This window comes from Pseudomonas sp. ADAK7, assembly GCF_012935675.1.
In the GTDB taxonomy this organism is placed as follows: domain Bacteria; phylum Pseudomonadota; class Gammaproteobacteria; order Pseudomonadales; family Pseudomonadaceae; genus Aquipseudomonas.
The window spans coordinates 4,780,534-4,803,005 of sequence record NZ_CP052861.1 but is presented as its reverse complement, the minus strand read 5'-3'; the positions used below and the strand labels follow the sequence as shown (position 1 = coordinate 4,803,005).

The window sequence follows — 22,472 nt, the reverse complement described above, 5'->3', positions numbered from 1 at the left end:
GCTTTTGTGGCGAGGGCAAGCCCCCTCGCCACAAAAGCCCGCAGGAAGTCTTATTGAATGATCAGGTTGTTGAACAACAGATCCTCAACCACCGGCTTGCCGGTTTCGTCGTTCATCACTTGCTGGGTTTGCTTCAGGGCTTCCTGGCGCAGCTTTTCCTTGCCCTCGATGCTGTTCATCGCCTCGTTGGTCTGCTGGGTGAACAACGCGACCAGTTGATTGCGAATCAACGGCTCATTGGCCTTCACCAGTTTGGTCGCTTCTTCGCCGGTCACTCGCAACGCCACGTCAGCCTTGAAGACCTTCAACTTCGGCGTGCCATCCAGGCCATAGTTACCGACAAACGGCGGACTCAGGGTCAGGTAGCTGACTTTCGGGGCCTCGCCTTCTTTGGCGGCTTCTTCGGCCACTGCTGCCAAAGGCAGAGACAGGGCCAGCAACAACATGATCCACGCTTTCACAATTCGCTCCTTATCCGGTTTGCGGCCTAGCATAACGACCCGCCGCGCAAGCACAAGCTTATGGCTGACTATCAGGGGCGGGCATGCTCGTTGACCCAACGACTCACACACCTACACTTATCGGCCATCACTCCCAAAGGAATAGCCCTGATGAAAGCCGTGCTATGCAAAGCCTTCGGCCCCGCCGAATCGCTGGTGCTGGAAGACGTCGCCAGTCCTGTCGCCAAGAAGAACGAAATCCTGCTGGACGTGCACGCCGCCGGGGTCAACTTCCCGGACACGCTGATCATCGAGGGCAAATACCAGTTCAAGCCACCCTTCCCGTTTTCCCCGGGCGGCGAAGCCGCGGGCGTGGTCAGCGCTGTGGGGGAAAAGGTCAGTCACCTCAAGGTCGGTGACCGGGTCATGGCCCTGACCGGCTGGGGCAGCTTTGCCGAGCAGGTCGCGGTGCCGGGCTACAACGTGCTGCCGATCCCGCCGTCGATGGATTTCAACACCGCCGCTGCCTTCAGCATGACCTACGGCACTTCGATGCACGCCCTCAAGCAACGGGCCAACCTGCAACCGGGCGAAACCCTGTTGGTGCTCGGCGCGTCCGGCGGTGTCGGCCTGGCCGCCGTGGAAATCGGCAAAGCCATGGGCGCCCGGGTGATCGCCGCTGCCAGCAGCTCCGAAAAACTTGCCGTGGCCAAGGCTGCCGGCGCCGATGAACTGATCAACTACAGCGAAACCAGCCTCAAGGACGAAATCAAACGCCTGACCGACGGCCAGGGCGCCGACGTGATCTACGACCCGGTCGGTGGCGACCTGTTCGACCAGGCCGTGCGCGCCATCGCCTGGAACGGTCGCCTGCTGGTGGTCGGTTTTGCCAGCGGACGCATTCCCGAATTCCCGGTGAACCTCGCCCTGCTTAAAGGCGCGGCGGTGGTCGGTGTGTTCTGGGGCTCGTTTGCCCAGCGCCAACCCCAGGACAACGCGGCGAACTTCCAGCAGTTGTTTGGCTGGTTCGCCGAAGGCAAGTTGAAACCGCTGGTGTCGCAGGTGTATCCGCTGAGCAATGCGGCGCAGGCAATCAATGATCTTGGCCAGCGCAAAGCGGTCGGGAAAGTGGTGGTGCAAGTTCGCTGAGCCAGGCGAAGCGGTCTGGACGGTAGAGTCCGGATCGCTTCTTCTTGTCAGGAAGGACATTTCCCAAAGTTACGTCCTACTTTGAACCGAAAAACCGCACGAAGGCGCGTAAGTAACCTTTCCCACACCGTCCTACACTTACACCTGAGCGACATGTTCATAAAGGAACACGCGATCTCCAACATTTCCGCTGTTTGACCAATGCGAACCGGTGCTATTTTCGGTAACGAAACTGTAACATTCGCATCCGCAGTCAAAACAAGAAATTTGGAGCTCTTGAATGTTTGCTTTCTTTCGACCTGCCGCACATCAGGCTCCCCTGCCTGAAGAAAAAATAGACGACACCTATAAACGACTTCGCTGGCAGATCTTCGCCGGCATATTCATTGGGTATGCGGGTTACTACCTGCTGCGCAAGAACTTCACACTGGCATTCCCGGACCTGATTGCCCAGGGCTACACAAAGGGCCAACTGGGTGTGGCCATGTCGGCGATTGCGATCGCCTACGGTCTTTCCAAGTTTTTGATGGGCATTGTGTCCGACCGCTCCAATCCGCGTTACTTCCTGCCCTTCGGCCTGATCGTGTCGGCTGGAGTCATGTTCGTTTTCGGTTTCGCTCCCTGGGCGACGTCGAGCGTGACCATGATGTTTATCCTGTTGTTCATCAACGGCTGGGCACAAGGCATGGGCTGGCCACCGAGCGGCCGGACCATGGTGCACTGGTGGTCACAGAAAGAACGTGGCCAGGTGGTTTCGGTGTGGAACACCGCGCATAACGTCGGTGGCGGGTTGATTGGTCCGCTGGCGATTCTCGGCATGGGCTGGTTCAACGACTGGCACAGCAAGTTCTACGTCCCGGCCGCCGTGGCGCTGCTGGTCGCCGTATTTGCCTTCATTGTGATGCGCGACACGCCGCAATCGACAGGCCTGCCGCCGATCGAGAAGTACAAGAACGATTACCCGGAAGGCTACGACGCCAGCCACGAAGAAGAATTCAGCGCCAAGGACATCTTCGTCAAATACGTGCTGCGCAACAAAATGCTCTGGTTCATCGCCCTGGCTAACGTCTTCGTCTATCTGCTGCGCTACGGCATCCTGGACTGGGCGCCGACCTACCTCAAAGAGGTCAAGCACTTCGATTTCGACAAAACATCGTGGGCGTACTTCCTCTATGAGTGGGCAGGCATTCCGGGCACGTTGCTGTGCGGCTGGATGTCGGACAAAGTCTTCCGAGGCAACCGTGGCCTGACCGGTATGGTGTTCATGGGGTTGGTGACCGTGGCGACGATCGTGTATTGGCTGAACCCGCCGGGCAACCCGATGATCGACATGATCTCGCTGTTCGCGATCGGCTTCCTGATCTACGGCCCGGTGATGCTGGTCGGCTTGCAAGCGCTGGAGCTGGTACCGAAGAAAGCCGCCGGTACCGCCGCTGGCTTTACCGGTCTGTTTGGTTACTTGGGTGGTTCCGTCGCGGCCAGTGCGCTGATGGGCTACACCGTGGACTATTTCGGCTGGGATGGCGGCTTCATCCTGCTGGTCGCCGCCTGTTTGCTGGCGATGGCCTTCCTTGCCCCCACGCTGGGGCATAAACAAAGCGCCAGTCAGACCCGCGAAGAAGCGATCGCCTGATCAGCCTTTGATTGGCAGCGCTTGAGCCGCGCCTCCAGATTCCGGTCTGGCATGGCGTGGCTTCGCAGGGCGTTGGCGGTCTGCTCGACATAATCGCGAGTGGTGCCGTAACGCCCGCAAGCGCTTTCGAACACCTGGCTCAGCACGTGATCCGGCAAGTTGCCGGCATAGCTGGGCAGGTGCCGTTCCAACACAAATCCCAACGCCTGAACCTGGCTTCCGTCTTCAAGACGGCAGTTGAGCCAGTGTGGGCGATAGGACGGGAATGGCATCTCGCGCTGCCAAAGGGCGTAAAGCGAAGCTTCGAGTTGTTCTTCAGGCAAGCGATAAGCGAAACCACTGCAAGAGCCGCCGCGATCCAGGCCAAACACCAGGCCTGGTACTTCCGGCGTGCCGCGATGTTCATGGGACCACAGGTACAAACCGCGATGATAGCCATGCACTCGACCGCGCACTCGCTCCACCGCCGGGCATTCCGGGCGCCAGATCAGCGAGCCGTACGCGAACAGCCAGACCGGCCCACCCTTGTGGCGCGCCATGGTCGATTGCATCGAGCTGAGCAATTGTTCGTGCGTAAGCTGCGGCCCCAGATCGAGTCGCGGAGGGTAAGGCAAATTCAGAAAAGCAGATTCAATGGCGCTCATGGCGAATAGCGTTCAGCTCCCCGCGGGTAAAGAATTACTTAATAGAACGCACCGCTGTAACAATAAGGCACATATGTTTTAAGGCAATTTAAGTGCCATGGCACAGTTCTTAAATAATTGCCCATATGACATATAACCTACCGGCATTTATATAAATCTATAAATACCGATCGGCTATATAGGGAGTTATAACGATTAAGATCGCGGATCAAGATCGTGGCGCGTAGGCAAATACGTCGGCGCGCATCTGATGAGCATCCATCCCCGCTTCCACCAACGCATCCAGCGTGCCGTAGACCATCGCCGGAGAGCCGCTGGCGTAGACATGCAGCGACTTCAGATCAGGGAAGTCCTCACACACCGCCTCATGCAGCATCCCGCAGCGCCCTTCCCAGCCGCATTGATCGCTGACGACTTTATGCAGGAACAGATTGGGCAGTTTCAGCCATTCGTCCCAATGTTCGATTTCATAAAAGTCTTCAGGACGACGCACGCCCCAGTACAAATGCACCGGATGCTTGAAACCGGCGGCGCGGCAATGTTCGATCAGGCTATGGATCTGGCCCATGCCTGTGCCGGCGGCAATCAGCACCAACGGCCCGTCCGGCAGCTCGGCCAGGTGGGTGTCGCCGAACGGCATCTCGATGCGCACCATGGCGTTGCGTTGCAGCTGTTCGATCAGGCTCAACGCACTGGATTCGCGCGCCAGGACGTGGATTTCCAAATCGCGCCCGGCATGGGGTGCAGAGGCCAGGGAGAAGGCGGATTTCTCGCCGTTCTCGCGCTCGATCATCAAGTACTGACCAGCGTGATAGCGCGGTGGTTTGCCGGCAGGCGCCCGCAAGTGAACCCGAAAGGTATCCCCACCAACGTCCCTGCATTCAATGACCTGACACGACAAGCTGCGCACCGGCAGTTCTCCCAGCGCGAGCACGCCATCCCACAGCACGATGCAGTCTTCCAGCGGCTCTGCTATGCAAGTGTAGAACTCACCGTGGTCACGCACATGGCCGGCTTGTTCGACCCGACCTTCCACCAGCAACGCCGCGCAGACATGGCAATTGCCGTTGCGGCAGCTTTGCGGGCATTCATAGCCCAAGCGCCGCGCGCCATCGAGAATCCGCTCGCCGGGCCGTATCTCAAGCACTGCTCCGGAGGGCTGCAAGGTTACACGCATCAATCTATTCCTAACTGATTCCAGATGGCATCGATCCGTTGGGTCACGGCGTCGTCCTTGACGATCACCCGGCCCCACTCGCGAGTGGTTTCGCCCGGCCATTTATGCGTGGCATCGAGCCCCATCTTCGAGCCCAGGCCGGACACCGGCGAGGCGAAGTCGAGGTAGTCGATCGGCGTGTTGTCGATCATCACCGTGTCGCGCTTGGGGTCCATGCGCGTGGTAATGGCCCAGATCACGTCGTTCCAGTCGCGCGCGTTGATATCGTCGTCAGTGACGATAACGAACTTGGTGTACATGAACTGTCGCAAAAACGACCAGACACCGAGCATTACCCGCTTCGCGTGGCCCGGATACGACTTCTTCATGGTGACGATGGCCATGCGGTACGAGCAGCCTTCGGGCGGCAGGTAGAAGTCGGTGATTTCCGGGAACTGCTTCTGCAGGATCGGCACGAACACTTCGTTCAGCGCCACACCGAGAATCGCCGGTTCATCCGGTGGACGGCCGGTGTAGGTGCTGTGGTAGATCGGCTTGATCCGATGGGTGATGCGTTCGACGGTGAACACCGGGAAGCTGTCGACTTCGTTGTAGTAACCGGTGTGGTCGCCGTACGGGCCTTCATCGGCCATTTCGCCTGGATGGATCACGCCTTCGAGGATGATCTCGGCGGTGGCCGGCACTTGCAGGTCGTTGCCACGGCACTTCACCAGTTCGGTGCGGTTACCGCGCAGCAGACCGGCGAAGGCGTATTCGGAGAGGCTGTCGGGTACCGGGGTCACGGCGCCGAGGATGGTCGCCGGGTCGGCACCGAGGGCCACGGACACCGGGAACGGCTGGCCGGGATGCTTCTCGCACCACTCGCGGTAATCCAGCGCGCCGCCACGGTGGCTCAACCAGCGCATGATGACCTTGTTGCGGCCGATCACTTGCTGACGGTAGATGCCGAGGTTCTGCCGGTCCTTGTTCGGGCCTTTGGTAACGGTCAGGCCCCAGGTGATCAGCGGACCGACGTCGCCGGGCCAGCAGGTCTGCACCGGCAGCATCGCCAGGTCGACGTCATCGCCTTCGATGACCACTTCCTGGCACACCGCGTCTTTGACGACTTTCGGCGCCATTGCAATGATCTTGCGGAAGATCGGCAGCTTGGACCAGGCATCTTTTAAGCCCTTCGGCGGCTCGGGCTCCTTGAGGAACGCCAGCAACTTGCCGATCTCGCGCAGTTCGCTGACCGCCTCGGCGCCCATGCCCATGGCCACCCGCTCGGGGGTGCCGAACAGGTTGCCGAGTACCGGAATGTCGTAACCGGTTGGGTTCTCGAACAGCAGCGCCGGGCCTTTGGCCCGCAGCGTGCGATCACAGACCTCGGTCATCTCCAGCACTGGAGAGACAGGGATCTGGATGCGTTTCAACTCTCCGCGCTGCTCAAGCTGCTGCACGAAATCCCGAAGATCCTTGAATTTCATTGATGATGGCACCCGTAAAATAGGCGTACATCCTACCTGCTCTGCCGGCCGCTGGCAGCTTATCGCTGCTTACTTGGCCGCATTCACGTTGCCATTGCCGAGTGTGGCCTGGGCTTGCAGGCGCTTGAACAACGGTTCGAGGACCGGCGCCACGAACCGCGCGCCAATCTCGGACAGGTGATTGTCGTCGGTATACAGCGAATGCCCGTTGAGCTCGACCCTGCACAGGCCCGTGTCATCACACAACAATGGCGCCGGATCGACCACAGTCACGCCCGAATTGGCGGCTGCCAATTGTGCGAACAGCTGACTGATGAAGGCCTGACGCTTGAAGTGCTCGGTCACGGCCAAACCCACGTCATCCGTCGGACGGTGCAACATCGCCAGGCGACTGAGGCGGTAAGGCGGACTGAATTGTTGCAGCGGCGCTTCCTTCACCAACCAGACACGATGCCCGCCATTACGCAGTTGGCGGATAGTCGCCTGCAGACTTTCAGCCAAGCGTTGCTCGGCGCCGGCCCGGTCATAATGGCCACGGGAATCGCGCAGCACATGCCCGAGATCGCCTTTCACGTCGCCATAGAGGTACAGGCTCCAACGCGCGACCAAGACTACATCGACTACCGATTGAGGCTTCAAGGCCTGCTCGACCCGACGATTGAACCGGGCGCATCGCTGATCATGCTCAAGCCCTTCAATCGGAATGCAGCCCGGCGAACTGGCAAGAATCACGCTGACACCATGCTTTTGCGCGCCATCATCGAACACTGGAATCAGCGCCGTGGCATGACTGTCGCCCCAGACCAGCGCCTTTGATGCGCTTGGCGCTGACGCTCCGTAGTGACAAAAGAGTTTGTCGTCAGGGGTTTTGTCGTCGGCCAGGCACTTCATCAATTCCGGCCGCCATTCCTTGCCTTTGGCGTACTGCAAGGCCTGATCCGACAGGCGCGAAGGCAAGCCGTCGGTCCAGCGCAGCGCTTGACCGGCCAAACCGAGGACCACCACGCCGCAACCGGCCGCGATCAGGATCTGCCGGCGCCCGGCCAACAAACGCCGCTCGCGGAACGGGGTCTCGACGAAGCGCCACGACAGGTAGCCGAGCAGCAGCGTGAGTAAAATCAAACCGACGGTATCAACCAGCCCCGGCTCCTCGACGCTGGCATAGCTGGCGAAGACAAAGACCGGCCAATGCCACAGGTACCAGGAATAGGAAATCAAGCCGAGACCAACCAGCACACGACTGGCCAGCAGTCCACCGATCAGGGTTTGCCGATGACCGTTGGCCCAGATCAACGCGACCACGCCGAGCGTCGGCAACAGCGCCGCCGCGCCGGGGAATGGCGTGCTTTTATCGAAGGCGAACACCGCCAGCAGAATCAGCCCGAAGCCCAACAGGCTGACGACTTGAGCACCCGCCGTGGTGAGGCGCCAGTGACTTCTGGGCGCAACCGCCAGCATGGCGCCGGCCAACAGCTCCCAGGCACGCATCGGCAACAGGAAAAAGGCTTTCTCCGGGTGATGCGCCACGGCCCAGACGCTAAGCCCGAACGACAGCAGCAACACACCAAACAACGCGAGCCGCCAATGCTTGAGGCGGCTCGACAGCAACGTCAGCAACAGCGGGAAGACAATATAGAACTGCTCTTCAACCGCCAGCGACCAAGTGTGCAGCAACGGCTTCAGGTCGGACGCCACATCAAAGTAGCCGTCCTGGCGCATGAACAGGATGTTGGAGACGAACATCACTTGGTAGCGCACTGAGCGCCCCAGTTCTTCATAGTCCTTGGGGGCCATCAGGAACCAGCCCACCGCCAACACGGCGAGAATCATCACAAACAGCGCCGGCAGGATCCGCCGGGCACGCCGCGCCCAGAAATCGACAAAGCTGAAGCGCCCGGCCTGGCGCTGGTTCCAGATGATCGAGGTAATCAGGTAACCGGATATCACAAAGAAGACGTCGACACCGACAAAGCCGCCGGTAAATCCAGGAACGCCAAAATGGAACAACACAACCGCGATCACGGCGATTGCCCGCAAGCCGTCGATATCCCTTCGATAAGCAAGTGTGCTCATAAACAGAAAATGCCAGTCAGATTAATGTTCTGGGTTCATCGACCCATTTCGTTTTTGTACAGACCAACCCTAGCGGTAAACCTCCCCTTTTTTTGCATAAAAAAATGGCGCCCCGAAGGACGCCATCTTTAGCGGTTGAAAAACCGTCTTACTTACGCTTCATCGACAAGAAGAACTCGTCGTTGGTCTTGGTCGTTTTCAACTTGTCGACCAGGAACTCGATGGCAGCGATTTCGTCCATCGGGTGCAGCAGCTTGCGCAGGATCCACATGCGCTGCAACTCGTCGTCGGCGGTCAGCAACTCTTCGCGGCGGGTGCCGGAACGGTTGATGTTGATGGCCGGGAACACACGTTTTTCAGCGATGCGACGATCCAGAGGCAGTTCCATGTTGCCCGTGCCTTTGAATTCTTCGTAGATCACTTCGTCCATCTTCGAGCCGGTTTCAACCAGCGCGGTGGCGATGATGGTCAGCGAACCGCCTTCTTCGATGTTCCGCGCGGCGCCGAAGAAACGCTTCGGTTTCTCCAGGGCGTGGGCATCGACACCACCGGTGAGTACTTTGCCGGAGCTCGGGATCACGGTGTTGTAGGCGCGAGCCAGACGAGTGATGGAGTCGAGCAGGATCACCACGTCCTTCTTGTGTTCGACCAGGCGCTTGGCCTTCTCGATCACCATTTCGGCAACCTGCACGTGGCGGGTTGGCGGCTCATCGAACGTCGAGGCAACCACTTCGCCGCGCACGGTGCGCTGCATTTCGGTTACTTCTTCCGGACGCTCATCGATCAGCAAGACGATCAGGTGAACTTCAGGATTGTTACGGGCGATGTTCGCGGCGATGTTCTGCAGCATGATCGTCTTACCGGCTTTCGGCGGTGCAACGATCAGACCGCGCTGGCCTTTGCCGATCGGGGCGCACAGGTCGATGACACGACCGGTCAAGTCTTCGGTGGAACCGTTGCCGGCTTCCATCTTCATGCGCACGGTCGGGAACAGCGGGGTCAGGTTCTCGAAGAGAATCTTGTTTTTCGCGTTCTCGGGACGATCGTAGTTGATCGTGTCGACCTTGAGCAGCGCGAAATAACGCTCGCCTTCCTTCGGAGGGCGGATCTTGCCAACGATGGTGTCACCGGTGCGCAAGTTGAAGCGACGGATCTGGCTCGGCGAGACGTAGATATCGTCCGGGCCGGCGAGATAGGAAGCGTCAGCAGAGCGGAGGAAGCCGAAGCCGTCCTGGAGAATCTCCAGCACGCCATCACCGGAGATTTCCTCGCCGCTTTTCGCGTGCTTTTTGAGCAGGGAGAAAATCACGTCCTGCTTGCGCGAACGGGCCATATTTTCTATGCCCATCTGTTCGGCCAATTCGAGCAGTTCGGTAATCGGCTTTTGCTTGAGTTCAGTCAGATTCATATAGGAATGACGTAATCATTTATGGAGGGGGGGAAATTAAGCTTTTGGCTTAATGAGGCCGCGCCGCAGAGAAGGCGACAGGATCGCGTACTTATTCGAAAAGGAGTGCGTCGGCGACGGCTAGCAGGGGGCAGTGGAGAAACCAGTGCGGGGCCGAATGTACCACCTGAGTTTCGGAGCGTCTAGCCCTGAATACGCAAAAAGCCCCGCAATATGCGGGGCTTTTTTTACAACGTCGCCGACTTAGATGTTGGCGTCGAGGAATGCAGCCAGTTGCGACTTGGACAGCGCGCCAACCTTGGTCGCTTCCACGTTGCCGTTCTTGAACAGCATCAGGGTCGGGATACCACGCACGCCGTGCTTGGCCGGGGTTTCCTGGTTTTCATCGATGTTCAGTTTGGCAATGGTCAACTTGCCTTTGTAAGTCTCGGCAATTTCGTCCAGGACAGGAGCGATCATTTTGCAAGGGCCGCACCATTCAGCCCAGTAGTCGACCAGTACAGCGCCTTCGGCCTTGAGTACGTCGGCCTCGAAGCTAGCGTCGCTAACGTGTTTGATAAGATCGCTGCTCATGGAAGTCTCCAGGTTGTAAGCAAAAAAACGTGGCCCATCATAGCCGCCCTTCCCTCGTTCAGGAAGCTGCAGATGATTGAGTCTCGCTATGGTGGCGCATGAGTTTGGGTATAGCTCAAGTCACGAGGTGGCGGGAGCGACGAAGGCAATTCCGGTGCGCAGTGCGGCATTGCGTACATGTTCCTGCATCGCCTTCTGTGCCGCCCCGGACGCCCGGCGCGCCAGTGCGCGGAGGATTTTGCGGTGTTCCTGCCAGGTTTCCATGGCCCGCTCCGCCCGGATGAACGGTAGCTTCTGGCTCTCCAGAAAGATGTCGGCGCTGGCGGTCAGGATACTCAACATTGCCTGATTACCGCTGGCCAGCAGGATGCGTCGGTGAAACTCGAAGTCCAGCCGTGCCGCGGCGTCGAAGTCGCCGGCCTTGAGCTCAGTGCGCATGGCGGCCACATTGTCTTCCAGGGCATCGAGCTCAAAAGTGCTTAACGTCACGGCTGCCAGCCCCGCCGCGAATCCTTCCAGAGCGTAACGCAACTGGAAGATATCCAGCGGCGACGCCTGGGCCGCGAACGGCCAACTCGCCGCTGCATCACCTCGCGGCAACTCCACCGGCGCCTGCACGAAAACACCCTTGCCCGGCTGGATGCTGATCACGCCCAACGCACTCAGCGATGACAACGCCTCACGCAACGACGCCCGGCTAACCCCCAACTGCACCGCCAGGTCCCGCTGCGAGGGCAAGGCATCCCCTGCCCCGAAGCCTTGTTCGGTAATCAGCTTGCGGATGGCTTGCAGCGCCACTTCAGGTACGGCGCGAGAGATCGAGTTCATGGTTTTTCAGACGAACCAGGCCAATGAGCGGCTAGTTGTAAAGCTATTCGCCGCGCCCGGCAAGTCGTGCCCCAGCGGGGTTCGGCGATCAACGGCGATGCGCTATCGAGGTGCGAAACCGCAGCTGACTGTTCAGACCAGTAAGACCGACCAAAACCAGCAAAACCGCGGCCTGCCACCTGCAAAAGCCGATGTTGGCATGCCCCGTGCTCTGTCGAACCGCAGAAATCACTTCTCGCCGATTCGGAGATTTGCCATGACCCAGCGTTACAGCGCCCTCCTCGCCGCCCTGTTTGCCAGCCTGATGCTGAGCCAGGCACCCGCCCACGCCGACGGTCTGGAGGATGTGGTCAAGCGCGGCACCCTCAAGGTCGCCGTGCCCCAGGACTTCCCGCCGTTCGGCTCGGTCGGCCCGGACATGAAACCCCGTGGCCTGGATATCGACACCGCCAAGCTGCTGGCCGACCAGCTCAAGGTCAAACTCGAACTGACCCCGGTCAACAGCACCAACCGCATTCCGTTCCTGACCACCGGCAAGGTCGACCTGGTGATTTCCAGCCTTGGCAAGAACCCTGAGCGCGAGAAAGTCATCGATTTCTCCAGCGCTTACGCACCGTTCTACCTCGCCGTGTTCGGCCCGCCAGACGCGGCGATCAAAACCCTGGACGACCTCAAGGGCAAAACCATCAGCGTCACCCGTGGCGCCATCGAAGACATCGAACTGACCAAAGTCGCCCCCGAAGGCGTGACCATCAAGCGCTTCGAAGACAACAACTCGACCATCGCCGCCTACCTCGCCGGCCAGGTCGACCTGATTGCCAGCGGCAACGTGGTGATGGTGGCGATCAGTGAGAAAAACCCGAAACGCGTGCCGGCGCTGAAAGTGAAGCTCAAGGATTCGCCGGTGTACGTCGGCGTGAACAAGAACGAAACGGCGCTGTTGGACAAGGTCAACCAGATCATCGCCACCGCCAAGACCGACGGTTCGCTGGAAAAGAACGCCCTGACCTGGCTGAAAGAACCGCTGCCGGCCGATCTCTGATCGCCGCGCAGGAGACTGACCCATGGCTTACCAGTTCGATTTTCTACCGGTGGTGCAAAACACCGACCTGTTGCTGCGCGGTGCGCTGTTCACCCTGGAACTGACGGCCATCGGCGCGGTGTTCGGCGTCGGCCTGGGCATCGTCGGGGCGTTGGTGCGGGCGTGGAACATCCGCCCGTTCTCGGCGATCTTCGGCGTCTACGTCGAATTGATCCGCAACACGCCGTTCCTGGTGCAGTTGTTTTTCATTTTCTTCGGCCTGCCGTCGCTCGGCGTGCAGATTTCCGAATGGCAGGCGGCGGTGCTGGCGATGGTTATCAACCTCGGCGCTTATTCGACCGAGATCATCCGCGCCGGCATCCAGGCGATTCCCCGCGGACAGTTGGAAGCCGCCGCCGCGTTGGCGATGAGCCGTTTCGAAGCCTTCCGTCACGTGGTCCTGCTGCCGGCGCTGGGCAAGGTCTGGCCGGCGCTGAGCAGCCAGATCATCATCGTCATGCTCGGCTCGGCGGTGTGCTCGCAGATCGCTACCGAAGAGCTGAGCTTCGCCGCCAACTTCATTCAGTCGCGCAACTTCCGCGCCTTTGAAACCTACGCCCTGACCACGCTGATCTACCTGTGCATGGCGCTGATGATCCGCCAACTGCTGAACTGGATTGGCCGTCGCTACATTGCAAGGAGCAGCCAATGAGCGACTTCACCTTCTGGGACGTGGTGCGCAATCTACTCACCGGCCTGCAATGGACCTTGGCGCTGTCGCTGGTGGCGTTTATCGGTGGTGGCGTGATCGGCTTGCTGATCATGGTCATGCGCATTTCGAAAAAGAGCTTCCCCCGTAGCTTCGCCCGCACCTACATCGAGCTGTTCCAGGGCACGCCGCTGTTGATGCAGCTGTTCCTGGTGTTCTTCGGCGTGGCGTTGGCCGGGGTGGAGATTTCACCGTGGATGGCGGCGGCGGTGGCGTTGACGCTGTTCACCAGCGCCTATCTGGCGGAGATTTGGCGCGGTTGCGTCGATTCGATCCCAAACGGCCAGTGGGAAGCTTCGTCGAGCCTGGCGCTCAACCCGCTGGAGCAATTGCGCTACGTGATTCTGCCGCAAGCCTTGCGCATCGCCGTGGCGCCCACCGTGGGTTTCTCGGTGCAAGTCGTCAAAGGCACCGCCGTCACTTCGATCATCGGCTTCACCGAACTGACCAAGACCGGCGGCATGCTCGCCAACGCCACGTTTGAACCGTTCATGGTCTACGGCCTCGTCGCCCTTGGTTACTTTTTGCTCTGCTACCCCTTGTCCCTCAGTGCGCGCTACCTGGAAAGGAGACTGCATGCCTCTGCTTAGAATTTCGGCCCTGCATAAATATTACGGCGACCACCACGTGCTCAAAGGCATCGATCTGAGCGTCGAGGAAGGTCAGGTGGTGGCGATCATCGGTCGCAGCGGCTCGGGCAAATCCACTTTGCTGCGTACTTTGAATGGTCTGGAGTCGATTAATGATGGCGTGATCGAAGTCGACGGCGAATACCTCGACGCCGCCCGCGCCGACCTGCGCAGCTTGCGGCAGAAGGTCGGGATGGTGTTCCAGCAGTTCAACCTGTTCCCGCACCTGACGGTTGGCGAAAACGTGATGCTCGCGCCGCAAGTAGTGCAGAAAGTGCCCAAGGCGAAAGCCAGAGAACTGGCAAAGGAGATGCTGGAACGGGTTGGATTGGGCGAGAAGTTCGATGCCTTTCCGGATCGACTGTCCGGCGGCCAGCAACAACGCGTGGCGATCGCCCGGGCCCTGGCGATGTCGCCCAAGGTATTGCTGTGCGACGAAATCACCTCGGCGCTGGACCCGGAACTGGTCAACGAAGTGCTGAGCGTGGTCCGGCAATTGGCCAGGGAAGGCATGACGCTGATCATGGTCACCCACGAAATGCGCTTCGCCCGGGAGGTTGGGGATAAGTTGGTGTTCATGCACCAGGGCAAGGTGCATGAGGTGGGGGATCCGAAGGTGTTGTTCGCCAATCCGCAGACGGCGGAGTTGGCGAATTTTATCGGCACGGTTGAGGCGGCTGGCTGACGATCGTTCCCACGCTCCGCGTGGGAATGCTGCCCGGGACGCTCCGCGTCCCATGGGAATGCAGAGCGTCCCTTGAGGCATTCCTACGCGGAGCGGGGGAGCGATCGGGCTGGGTGCTCTGGATCAAGGCTTTGCGCCGTACGCGTTGGCGTCAGCGTTTGATCGTGGCACGATGTCGAGGTTATCGACCGAGACCCCCTGACCATGCCGCAATCCCAAGCCAAGAATCTGTCCCTGATCGCCGCAATCGACCTGGGCTCCAACAGCTTTCACATGGTCGTGGCCAAGGCCCAGAACGGCGAAATCCGTATTCTTGAGCGCCTCGGCGAAAAGGTCCAACTGGCCGCCGGCATCAACGATGAGCGTCAGCTCAACGAAGAATCCATGCAACGCGGGCTCGATTGCCTCAAGCGCTTCGCCCAACTGATCAACGGCATGCCGCCCGGCGCCGTGCGGATCGTCGGCACCAACGCCCTGCGTGAAGCCCGCAACCGTGGCGAATTCATCCGCCGCGCCGAAGAAATCCTCGGCCACCCGGTGGAAGTCATCTCCGGCCGTGAAGAAGCGCGCCTGATCTACCTCGGCGTCTCCCACACCCTCGCCGACACCCCGGGCAAGCGCCTGGTGGCCGACATCGGCGGCGGCAGTACCGAATTCATCATTGGCCAGCGCTTCGAGCCGCTACTGCGCGAAAGCCTGCAAATGGGTTGCGTCAGCTACACCCAGCGCTACTTCAAGGACGGCAAGGTCACCCCAGCCCGTTACGCCCAGGCGTACACCGCGGCACGGCTGGAGATCATGAGCATCGAACACGCCCTGCACCGCCTGACCTGGGATGAAGCCATCGGCTCCTCGGGCACCATCCGCGCCATCGGCCTGGCGTTGAAGGCCGGCGGCCATGGCACCGGCGAAGTGAATGCCGAAGGCCTGGCCTGGCTCAAGCGCAAACTGTTCAAACTCGGCGACGCCGAAAAAATCGACTTCGAAGGCATCAAGCCTGACCGCCGGGCGATCTTCCCCGCGGGCCTGGCGATTCTCGAAGCGATCTTCGACGCCCTCGAACTGCAACGCATGGATCACTGTGAAGGCGCCCTGCGTGAAGGCGTGCTCTACGACCTGCTGGGCCGTCATCATCACGAAGACGTCCGTGAGCGCACCCTCAGCTCGCTGATGGAGCGTTACCACGTCGATCTGGAACAAGCGGCGCGGGTTGAGCGCAAAGCCTTGCATGCCTTCGATCAGGTGGCCGAAGACTGGAACCTGGACGACGGCGTCTGGCGCGAATTGCTGGGCTGGGCGGCCAAGGTTCATGAAGTGGGCCTGGACATCGCCCACTATCACTACCACAAGCACGGCGCCTACCTGATCGAGCACTCGGACCTCGCCGGGTTCTCCCGCGAAGACCAGCAAATGCTCGCCCTGCTGGTGCGCGGTCACCGCCGTAATATCCCCAAGGACAAGTTTGCCGATTTCGGCAGTGATGGCAGCAAGCTGATTCGCCTGTGCGTGCTGCTGCGCTTTGCGATCCTGTTCCACCACATCCGCGGTACCCAGGAAATGCCCCAGGTCGTGCTGCGCGCCAACAGCGACAGCCTCGATGTGTTATTCCCGGAAAACTGGCTGGACGAAAACCAGCTGACCCAGGCGGATTTTGCCCTGGAAGCGGAATGGCTGACGCGGGTTGGCTTCACGCTTAACGTGCGCTAACACCCGCCGAACACGGTCCCGTAGGAGCAAGGCTTGCCCGCGATGGCGATCTTGCGGGCGCTGTGCTCCTACAGGGGACGGAGGCGGAAACAAAAATGGCGATCCCTGAGGATCGCCATTTTTATTGCCCGACGTCCGCGTTTAGCGAACGGCGAGTATCGGACTGCCCAACCGCTCCAGCAATGTCGCCTGGGCACTGCGCGGGTTCTGGTTGCCGGTCGGGGTGTTGCGGATGTAGCGACCGTCCGACTGCAGGCTCCAGCTGTGGGTGTTATCGGTGAGATACAGCTCCAGCTCTTTCTTGACCCGCATGATCAGCTTCTTGCCTTCCACCGGGAAGCAAGTCTCGACGCGCTTGTCGAGGTTGCGCTCCATCCAGTCGGCGCTGGAGAGGAACATCTGCTCTTCGCCGCCGTTGAGGAAGTAGAAAACCCGGGTGTGTTCCAGGAAACGCCCGATGATCGAGCGCACATGGATGTTGTGCGAGACCCCGGCGATGCCCGGCCGCAGGCAGCACATGCCGCGCACCACCAGATCAATGCGCACACCCGACTGACTGGCCTTGTACAGCGCGCGGATGATCTTCGGATCGGTCAGCGAGTTGAACTTGGCGATGATGTGCGCTGGTTTGCCGTCGAGGGCGAACTGGGTTTCGCGGGCAATCATGTCGAGCATGCCCTTCTTCAACGTGAACGGCGCGTGCAGCAGCTTCTTCATGCGCAGGGTCTTGCCCATGCCGATCAACTGGCTGAACAGTTTGCCGACGTCTTCGCACAACGCGTCGTCGGAAGTCAGCAGGCTGTAGTCGGTGTACAGACGGGCGTTGGCCGCGTGGTAGTTGCCGGTGCCCAAGTGCGCGTAGCGGACGATTTCACCAGCCTCGCGACGCAGGATCAGCATCATCTTGGCGTGGGTCTTGAAGCCGACCACGCCATAAATCACCACCGCGCCGGCCGCTTGCAGGCGGCTGGCCAGTTGCAGGTTGGACTCTTCGTCGAAGCGCGCGCGCAATTCGATCACCGCAGTGACTTCCTTGCCGTTACGCGCCGCGTCGACCAGTGCATCAACGATTTCCGAGTTGGCGCCGGAACGGTACAGGGTCTGGCGGACCGCCAATACGTGCGGGTCCTTGGCAGCTTGGCGCAGCAGGTCGACCACTGGCGTGAACGACTCGAACGGGTGCAGCAGCAGGATGTCCTGCTTGCTGATCACGCTGAAGATGTTCTCGCTGTTCTGCAGCAGTTTCGGGATTTGCGGGGTGAACGGCAGGTATTGCAGCGCGCGCTGGCTGTCCAGGCCGGTGATGCTGAACAGGCGAGTCAGGTTGACCGGACCATTGACCTGATACAACTCGGTCTCGTGCAGGTTGAACTGCTTGAGCAAGTAGTCGGACAGGTGTTTCGGGCAGGTGTCGGCCACTTCCAGACGTACCGCATCGCCGTAGCGACGGGAGAACAACTCGCCGCGCAGGGCGCGGGCCAGGTCTTCCACGTCTTCGGTATCAACCGCCAGGTCGGCGTTTCGGGTCAGGCGGAACTGGTAGCAGCCCTTGACCTTCATGCCCTGGAACAGGTCATCGGCGTGGGCGTGGATCATCGACGACAGGAATACATAGTTGTCGCCCGAGCCGCCGACTTCTTCCGGCACCTTGATCACTCGCGGCAGCAGACGCGGCGCCGGGATGATCGCCAGGCCGGAGTCGCGACCGAAGGCGTCGATGCCTTCGAGCTCGACGATGAAGTTCAGGCTCTTGTTCACCAGCAACGGGAACGGGTGCGTCGGGTCGAGGCCGATCGGGGTGATGATCGGCGCGATCTCGTCGCGGAAATAACGGCGCACCCAGGTTTTGATCTTGGTCGTCCAGTGCCGACGACGGATGAAGCGGACCTGATGTTTTTCCAGTTCCGGCAACAGAATGTCGTTGAGGATTGCGTACTGGCGGTCGACGTGACCGTGTACCAGCTCGCTGATCCGGGCCAGAGCCTGATGCGGTTGCAGGCCATCGGCGCCCGCCTGTTCCCGAGCGAAGGTGATCTGCTTCTTCAGGCCGGCTACGCGAATCTCGAAGAACTCGTCCAGGTTGCTGGAGAAGATCAGCAGGAATTTCAGCCGCTCCAGCAACGGGTAGGACTCATCCAGCGCCTGTTCCAGCACGCGGATGTTGAACTGCAGTTGCGAGAGCTCGCGATGGATGTACAGGCTGCTGTCATCCAGGCCGGGAATGGCAATCGCCGCCGGCACCGCGACAGCGGGCTCGGTCACCACCGCGGCGGGAGCGGGCTCCACATCCGGCGGGGTTTCGTCGATTTGCTCCACCACGGGTTGAGCCTCTTTTACGGCAACTTCAGTGAGTCCTTCGGTATTCATGGAATGTTCCTGGGAGGGCTTATTTTTGCTCTCGTAACAATTGGGCGGCGCGTACGGCAAAGTAAGTCAGGATGCCATCTGCGCCTGCACGTTTAAAAGCGGTCAGGGATTCGAGAATAACCCCTTCGCTCAACCAGCCATTCTGGATTGCCGCCATGTGCATGGCGTATTCGCCGCTGACTTGGTAAACAAACGTCGGCACTTTGAATTCTTCTTTGACCCGGTAAAGGATGTCCAGATACGGCATGCCTGGCTTGACCATGACCATATCCGCGCCTTCTGACAAGTCCGCCGCCACTTCGTGCAGGGCTTCGTTGCCGTTGGCCGGGTCCATCTGATAGGAGGCCTTGTTGGCCTTACCCAGGTTCAGCGCCGAACCGACCGCATCGCGGAACGGGCCGTAATAGGCGCTGGCGTACTTCGCCGAGTAGGCCATGATCCGCACATTGACGTGATCGGCCAGCTCAAGGGCTTCGCGGATCGCCTGGATGCGGCCGTCCATCATGTCCGACGGGGCCACTACCTGGGCACCGGCTGCGGCGTGGGACAAGGCTTGCTTGACCAGCGCGTCGACGGTGATGTCGTTCTGCACGTAGCCTTCCTCGTCGAGGATACCGTCCTGGCCGTGAGTGGTGAACGGGTCGAGGGCGACGTCGGTGATCACACCCAATTCAGGGAAGCGATCACGCAGGGCGCGCGTAGCACGCTGGGCGATGCCGTCCGGGTTCCAGGCTTCGGCGGCATCCAGCGACTTCAATTCTGGCGGCGTGACCGGGAACAGCGCCACCGCCGGAATCCCCAACTCGACCCACTTCGCCGCTTCTTCGAGCAACAGATCGATGGTCAGGCGTTCCACGCCCGGCATCGACGCCACCGCTTCGCGACGGTTTTCACCGTCCAGCACGAACACCGGCAGGATCAGGTCATCAACGGTCAGAACGTTTTCACGGACCAGTCGACGCGAAAAATCATCACGACGGTTGCGACGCAGGCGGGTTGCAGGAAACAAACGGTTGGCGGGGGTAAAGCTCACGGCAGACTCCTGAGCCCGCGCTGGCAGGCGAGCGTGACAGTTATAAGCGGCCATTATGACGAACAGATGACAGTTGTGCTTAACCCCGTGACACGTAGCCGCATTCCATTGTCCGTGTAGGAATTGTTCACGTCGAGACACATTTGGACACTTTCATGAATGTGCACGAAGGGTTAGGCTGCGCGTTCATTTCGCCAGCACCCAGACAATGCTCCAACAATTCCTGCATGACTTCGGCTACTTTGCCCTTTTTCTCGGCACGTTCTTCGAAGGCGAAACCATCCTGGTGCTCGCGGGCTTCCTCGCGTTTCGCGGATACATGGACATCAACCTGGTCGTCGTCGTGGCGTTCTTCGGCAGTTATGCCGGCGATCAGCTGTGGTACTTCCTGGGGCGCAAGCACGGCCGCAAATTACTGGCACGCAAACCGCGCTGGCAATTGATGGGTGACCGGGCGCTGGAACACATCCGCAAGCACCCGGACATCTGGGTCCTGAGCTTCCGTTTTGTCTACGGCCTGCGCACGGTCATGCCGGTGGCGATCGGCCTGTCGGGCTATCCGCCGGGACGTTACCTGTTGTTGAACGGGATTGGTGCCGCGATCTGGGCCAGCGCCCTGGCAGCGGCGGCCTATCACTTCGGCGCGGTGCTGGAAGGCATGCTCGGCAGCGTCAAGAAGTACGAGCTGTGGGTACTTGGCGCGCTGCTGGTGCTGGGCTTGGGCCTGTGGCTGCGTCGGCGTTTCAAGAATGCTCGCCTGGCGAAGAAGATCTACGCCGACGAGCAAGCGCTGAAAGCCGAACAAGCCCGGACCAGCGAGCCTAAGACGCCAGTCGAGTGAAGCGGTTTCTACAACAGTAGAGACCGATTCCACTGAGCAAGCTGTAACTGAGCAGGCCGACCCAGCCCACCGCGCTGGCCGGCCACAGCCCGACCAGCGGCGCCAGCCACACCAGCGGCAGGTTCGATGCCAGCCGCAGCAGCTCCAGCTTCCACGCCCACGGGCGATTCTCCAGGGCCACGCCCAAGGTAAACAAACCCAGCGCGATCGCACTCCAGCCGAGCACCAGCGCGGCGGTCGGCAGGCTCTGTTCCAGATTCATCAAGTAGCTGCCCAAGGCGATGTAGACGCCGAACTGCAACGCCACATACAGCTGCTGGAGCCCGTCCAGCGGCACTTCGAATTTGCGGAACTGACTCAGGTCCGGTTTGCTTATCGGGTACTTGGCCGCCACGTCCGCCGGGCGCCAACCGGTGCGCATAAACCAGATCCGCAGCTTGTCCCACTGGCTTTCGGCCCGCTTCGCGTCATCCCACAATTGCGCATAAAACTGCAGGTTGGCCCACAGCGGATTCCAGCTCGCCAACGGCGTGGTCACGCCGAAAATCACTGGCTCGTTGTCGTCTTCTTCCTGGAACGAGCCAAATAGACGATCCCAAATAATGAACACCCCGCCGTAGTTGCGATCCATGTAGAGAGCGTTCTGTGCATGGTGGGCCCGATGATTGGATGGCGTAACGAAGAACCACTCGAACCAGCCGAGCTTGGGAATGTGTTTGGTGTGCACCCAGAATTGATACAGCAGGTTCAGTGCCGCGACGCTGACAAACACCAGCAGCGGCACGCCGAGCACGGCCAGGGGCAGGTAGAAAATCCAGCCCAGGAGAAACCCGGTGCTGGTCTGGCGCAACGCGGTGGAGAGGTTGTAGTCCTCGCTCTGGTGATGCACCGAATGCGCGGCCCAGAGGATGTTGCGCTCATGGCCCATGCGGTGCAGCCAGTAGTAGCAGAAGTCATAAAGGACGAAGGCGAATACCCAAACCCAGACGCTGTCGCCCGAGAGTTTGAACAGCGCCAGATGCTCCAGGGCAAACGCATACGTCAGCAAGCCCACGCCCTTGGTCAGCAGGCCGGTGGTGGTGGACAACACGCCGGTGCTGATGCTGTTGATCGCGTCAGCCAAGCGATAATTGCTGACCCCGCGCCAACGGTCTGCAAGCAGTTCGACAGCAATCAACACAAAGAAAAACGGCACCGCATACAGAATGAAGTTCATGACGCGTCCTGAACGGAATCGTGATGACAGATCCTAGGTGTAGCCGCGAATTAACCCTATGGCAACGAGCGACAAATTAGTGGACATTTAACGCCATGAATCTGGAGAAAAGCCCATGAGCAAAAAAATTGCAGTGATCCTTTCCGGCTGTGGCGTGTACGACGGCGCCGAGATCCACGAAAGCGTGATCACCCTGCTGCGCCTGGACCAGCGTGGTGCCCAGGTGCAGTGCTTTGCGCCGAACATCGCGCAGTTGCATGTGATCAACCACCTGACGGGCGAAGAAATGCCCGAGTCGCGCAACGTGCTGGTGGAATCGGCGCGCATTGCCCGGGGCAAGATCAAGGACCTGCGCGAGGCCAGCGTCGAAGACTTCGATGCGCTGATCGTGCCCGGCGGTTTCGGCGCGGCGAAGAACCTGTCCAATTTTGCCGTGGAAGGCGCTGGCTGCACGGTGCAACCGGAAGTCCTCGCGTTGGCCGAAGCCTTTGCCGAAGCGGGTAAACCGGTGGGACTGATCTGTATCTCGCCGGCGCTGGCGGCGAAGATCTACGGCCCGGGCGTGACCTGCACCATCGGTAACGATGCGGAGACGGCGGCGGCGATGAACAAGATGGGCGCGACCCACGCCGATTGCGCCGTGGGCGATATTGTCGAGGACAAGGCGCGCAAGTTGGTGAGTACACCGGCGTATATGCTGGCGCAGTCGATCAGCGAGGCGGCTTCGGGGATTAACAAATTGGTGGATCGGGTTTTAGAGCTGACTCACGAAAACGACGCCTGACACGATCGTTCCCATGCTCTGCGTGGGAA

General features: G+C 60.1%; 20 protein-coding genes. 9 read left to right on the top strand and 11 right to left on the bottom strand.

Features of this window, described 5'->3' with window-relative positions:
- Positions 1 to 50: 50 nt before the first annotated feature.
- Positions 51 to 461: a flagellar basal body-associated protein FliL gene (locus tag HKK53_RS22010; protein ID WP_169372566.1), complete on the bottom strand. Its 411-nt coding sequence runs from the start codon at positions 459 to 461 to the stop codon at positions 51 to 53.
- Between the two features lie 150 nt (positions 462 to 611).
- Between HKK53_RS22010 and HKK53_RS22005 the strand changes: the two genes are divergently transcribed.
- Positions 612 to 1,589, top strand: a complete 978-nt coding sequence (locus HKK53_RS22005) for an NADPH:quinone oxidoreductase family protein (RefSeq protein ID WP_169372565.1) — start codon at positions 612 to 614, stop codon at positions 1,587 to 1,589.
- 280 nt (positions 1,590 to 1,869) lie between these two features.
- Entirely contained in the window at positions 1,870 to 3,222 is a 1,353-nt protein-coding gene (gene glpT, locus HKK53_RS22000) for a glycerol-3-phosphate transporter (RefSeq protein ID WP_169372564.1), read from the top strand.
- Here glpT and HKK53_RS21995 read toward each other — a convergent pair.
- The 7 genes from HKK53_RS21995 to HKK53_RS21965 form a co-directional block, all read right to left on the bottom strand.
- Complete coding sequence (locus tag HKK53_RS21995; protein WP_169372563.1) at positions 3,195 to 3,866, bottom strand: gamma-glutamylcyclotransferase; 672 nt, start codon at positions 3,864 to 3,866, stop codon at positions 3,195 to 3,197. The genes glpT and HKK53_RS21995 overlap by 28 nt on opposite strands.
- Positions 3,867 to 4,074: 208 nt before the next feature.
- Entirely contained in the window at positions 4,075 to 5,043 is a 969-nt protein-coding gene (locus HKK53_RS21990; protein ID WP_169372562.1) for a CDP-6-deoxy-delta-3,4-glucoseen reductase, read from the bottom strand.
- Entirely contained in the window at positions 5,043 to 6,509 is a 1,467-nt protein-coding gene (gene ubiD / locus HKK53_RS21985; protein ID WP_007942423.1) for a 4-hydroxy-3-polyprenylbenzoate decarboxylase, read from the bottom strand. The genes HKK53_RS21990 and ubiD overlap by 1 nt, the downstream gene beginning before the upstream one ends.
- 69 nt (positions 6,510 to 6,578) lie before the next feature.
- Positions 6,579 to 8,582: an acyltransferase family protein gene (locus HKK53_RS21980; protein ID WP_169372561.1), complete on the bottom strand. Its 2,004-nt coding sequence runs from the start codon at positions 8,580 to 8,582 to the stop codon at positions 6,579 to 6,581.
- A gap of 148 nt (positions 8,583 to 8,730) precedes the next feature.
- Positions 8,731 to 9,990, bottom strand: a complete 1,260-nt coding sequence (gene rho / locus HKK53_RS21975; protein ID WP_007942421.1) for a transcription termination factor Rho — start codon at positions 9,988 to 9,990, stop codon at positions 8,731 to 8,733.
- A gap of 243 nt (positions 9,991 to 10,233) precedes the next feature.
- On the bottom strand, positions 10,234 to 10,563 hold the full coding sequence (trxA, locus tag HKK53_RS21970; protein ID WP_003177349.1) for a thioredoxin TrxA: 330 nt from the start codon (positions 10,561 to 10,563) through the stop codon (positions 10,234 to 10,236).
- 120 nt (positions 10,564 to 10,683) lie between these two features.
- A complete protein-coding gene (locus HKK53_RS21965) occupies positions 10,684 to 11,391 on the bottom strand; it encodes a FadR/GntR family transcriptional regulator (RefSeq protein WP_169372560.1) in 708 nt (235 codons plus the stop codon).
- A 256-nt stretch (positions 11,392 to 11,647) separates the two neighbouring features.
- Here HKK53_RS21965 and HKK53_RS21960 point away from each other — a divergent pair, with 256 nt between their 5' ends.
- The 5 genes from HKK53_RS21960 to ppx all read left to right on the top strand — a co-directional run bounded on the left by HKK53_RS21960 (position 11,648) and on the right by ppx (position 16,202).
- A complete protein-coding gene (locus HKK53_RS21960) occupies positions 11,648 to 12,433 on the top strand; it encodes a transporter substrate-binding domain-containing protein (protein ID WP_169372559.1) in 786 nt (261 codons plus the stop codon).
- 22 nt (positions 12,434 to 12,455) lie between these two features.
- Complete coding sequence (locus tag HKK53_RS21955; protein ID WP_169372558.1) at positions 12,456 to 13,124, top strand: amino acid ABC transporter permease; 669 nt, start codon at positions 12,456 to 12,458, stop codon at positions 13,122 to 13,124.
- The gene (locus HKK53_RS21950) at positions 13,121 to 13,771 is read left to right on the top strand and encodes an amino acid ABC transporter permease (RefSeq protein ID WP_169372557.1); all 651 of its coding nucleotides are present in this window, start codon (positions 13,121 to 13,123) and stop codon (positions 13,769 to 13,771) included. The genes HKK53_RS21955 and HKK53_RS21950 overlap by 4 nt, the downstream gene beginning before the upstream one ends.
- Positions 13,758 to 14,495 carry an amino acid ABC transporter ATP-binding protein gene (locus HKK53_RS21945; RefSeq protein WP_169372556.1) on the top strand — a complete coding sequence of 246 codons (738 nt, stop codon included), beginning with the start codon at positions 13,758 to 13,760 and terminating at the stop codon, positions 14,493 to 14,495. The genes HKK53_RS21950 and HKK53_RS21945 overlap by 14 nt, the downstream gene beginning before the upstream one ends.
- A 204-nt stretch (positions 14,496 to 14,699) precedes the next feature.
- Positions 14,700 to 16,202: an exopolyphosphatase gene (gene ppx, locus HKK53_RS21940; RefSeq protein WP_169372555.1), complete on the top strand. Its 1,503-nt coding sequence runs from the start codon at positions 14,700 to 14,702 to the stop codon at positions 16,200 to 16,202.
- Between the two features lie 141 nt (positions 16,203 to 16,343).
- Here ppx and ppk1 read toward each other — a convergent pair whose 3' ends face one another.
- Together ppk1 and hemB are read right to left on the bottom strand one after the other, a co-directional pair.
- Complete coding sequence (gene ppk1, locus HKK53_RS21935) at positions 16,344 to 18,569, bottom strand: polyphosphate kinase 1 (RefSeq protein WP_169372554.1); 2,226 nt, start codon at positions 18,567 to 18,569, stop codon at positions 16,344 to 16,346.
- 19 nt (positions 18,570 to 18,588) lie between these two features.
- The gene (hemB, locus tag HKK53_RS21930) at positions 18,589 to 19,602 is read right to left on the bottom strand and encodes a porphobilinogen synthase (RefSeq protein WP_169372553.1); all 1,014 of its coding nucleotides are present in this window, start codon (positions 19,600 to 19,602) and stop codon (positions 18,589 to 18,591) included.
- 208 nt (positions 19,603 to 19,810) lie between these two features.
- Here hemB and HKK53_RS21925 point away from each other — a divergent pair, with 208 nt between their 5' ends.
- Entirely contained in the window at positions 19,811 to 20,443 is a 633-nt protein-coding gene (locus tag HKK53_RS21925) for a DedA family protein (RefSeq protein ID WP_169372552.1), read from the top strand.
- Here the strand turns inward: HKK53_RS21925 and HKK53_RS21920 are convergent.
- Positions 20,424 to 21,659, bottom strand: a complete 1,236-nt coding sequence (locus HKK53_RS21920; RefSeq protein WP_169372551.1) for a sterol desaturase family protein — start codon at positions 21,657 to 21,659, stop codon at positions 20,424 to 20,426. The two genes, HKK53_RS21925 and HKK53_RS21920, sit on opposite strands and share 20 nt — an antisense overlap.
- 115 nt (positions 21,660 to 21,774) lie before the next feature.
- On the opposite strand from HKK53_RS21920, the gene elbB reads away from it, so the two are divergent.
- A complete protein-coding gene (gene elbB / locus HKK53_RS21915) occupies positions 21,775 to 22,443 on the top strand; it encodes an isoprenoid biosynthesis glyoxalase ElbB (RefSeq protein WP_169372550.1) in 669 nt (222 codons plus the stop codon).
- Positions 22,444 to 22,472: the final 29 nt, after the last annotated feature.

What these genes read in the sequence shown, in the direction of transcription:
- HKK53_RS21995 (WP_169372563.1), bottom strand. Translation starts at nt 3,866, where the DNA reads ATGAGCGCCATTGAATCTGCTTTTCTGAATTTGCCTTACCCTCCGCGA.
- HKK53_RS21960 (WP_169372559.1), top strand. Translation starts at nt 11,648, where the DNA reads ATGACCCAGCGTTACAGCGCCCTCCTCGCCGCCCTGTTTGCCAGCCTG.
- HKK53_RS21925 (WP_169372552.1), top strand. Translation starts at nt 19,811, where the DNA reads ATGCTCCAACAATTCCTGCATGACTTCGGCTACTTTGCCCTTTTTCTC.
- glpT (WP_169372564.1), top strand. Translation starts at nt 1,870, where the DNA reads ATGTTTGCTTTCTTTCGACCTGCCGCACATCAGGCTCCCCTGCCTGAA.
- HKK53_RS21965 (WP_169372560.1), bottom strand. Translation starts at nt 11,391, where the DNA reads ATGAACTCGATCTCTCGCGCCGTACCTGAAGTGGCGCTGCAAGCCATC.
- rho (WP_007942421.1), bottom strand. Translation starts at nt 9,990, where the DNA reads ATGAATCTGACTGAACTCAAGCAAAAGCCGATTACCGAACTGCTCGAA.
- HKK53_RS21920 (WP_169372551.1), bottom strand. Translation starts at nt 21,659, where the DNA reads ATGAACTTCATTCTGTATGCGGTGCCGTTTTTCTTTGTGTTGATTGCT.
- elbB (WP_169372550.1), top strand. Translation starts at nt 21,775, where the DNA reads ATGAGCAAAAAAATTGCAGTGATCCTTTCCGGCTGTGGCGTGTACGAC.
- ppx (WP_169372555.1), top strand. Translation starts at nt 14,700, where the DNA reads ATGCCGCAATCCCAAGCCAAGAATCTGTCCCTGATCGCCGCAATCGAC.
- trxA (WP_003177349.1), bottom strand. Translation starts at nt 10,563, where the DNA reads ATGAGCAGCGATCTTATCAAACACGTTAGCGACGCTAGCTTCGAGGCC.
- HKK53_RS22005 (WP_169372565.1), top strand. Translation starts at nt 612, where the DNA reads ATGAAAGCCGTGCTATGCAAAGCCTTCGGCCCCGCCGAATCGCTGGTG.
- HKK53_RS21945 (WP_169372556.1), top strand. Translation starts at nt 13,758, where the DNA reads ATGCCTCTGCTTAGAATTTCGGCCCTGCATAAATATTACGGCGACCAC.
- HKK53_RS21950 (WP_169372557.1), top strand. Translation starts at nt 13,121, where the DNA reads ATGAGCGACTTCACCTTCTGGGACGTGGTGCGCAATCTACTCACCGGC.
- HKK53_RS21980 (WP_169372561.1), bottom strand. Translation starts at nt 8,582, where the DNA reads ATGAGCACACTTGCTTATCGAAGGGATATCGACGGCTTGCGGGCAATC.
- ppk1 (WP_169372554.1), bottom strand. Translation starts at nt 18,569, where the DNA reads ATGAATACCGAAGGACTCACTGAAGTTGCCGTAAAAGAGGCTCAACCC.
- HKK53_RS21955 (WP_169372558.1), top strand. Translation starts at nt 12,456, where the DNA reads ATGGCTTACCAGTTCGATTTTCTACCGGTGGTGCAAAACACCGACCTG.
- ubiD (WP_007942423.1), bottom strand. Translation starts at nt 6,509, where the DNA reads ATGAAATTCAAGGATCTTCGGGATTTCGTGCAGCAGCTTGAGCAGCGC.
- HKK53_RS21990 (WP_169372562.1), bottom strand. Translation starts at nt 5,043, where the DNA reads ATGCGTGTAACCTTGCAGCCCTCCGGAGCAGTGCTTGAGATACGGCCC.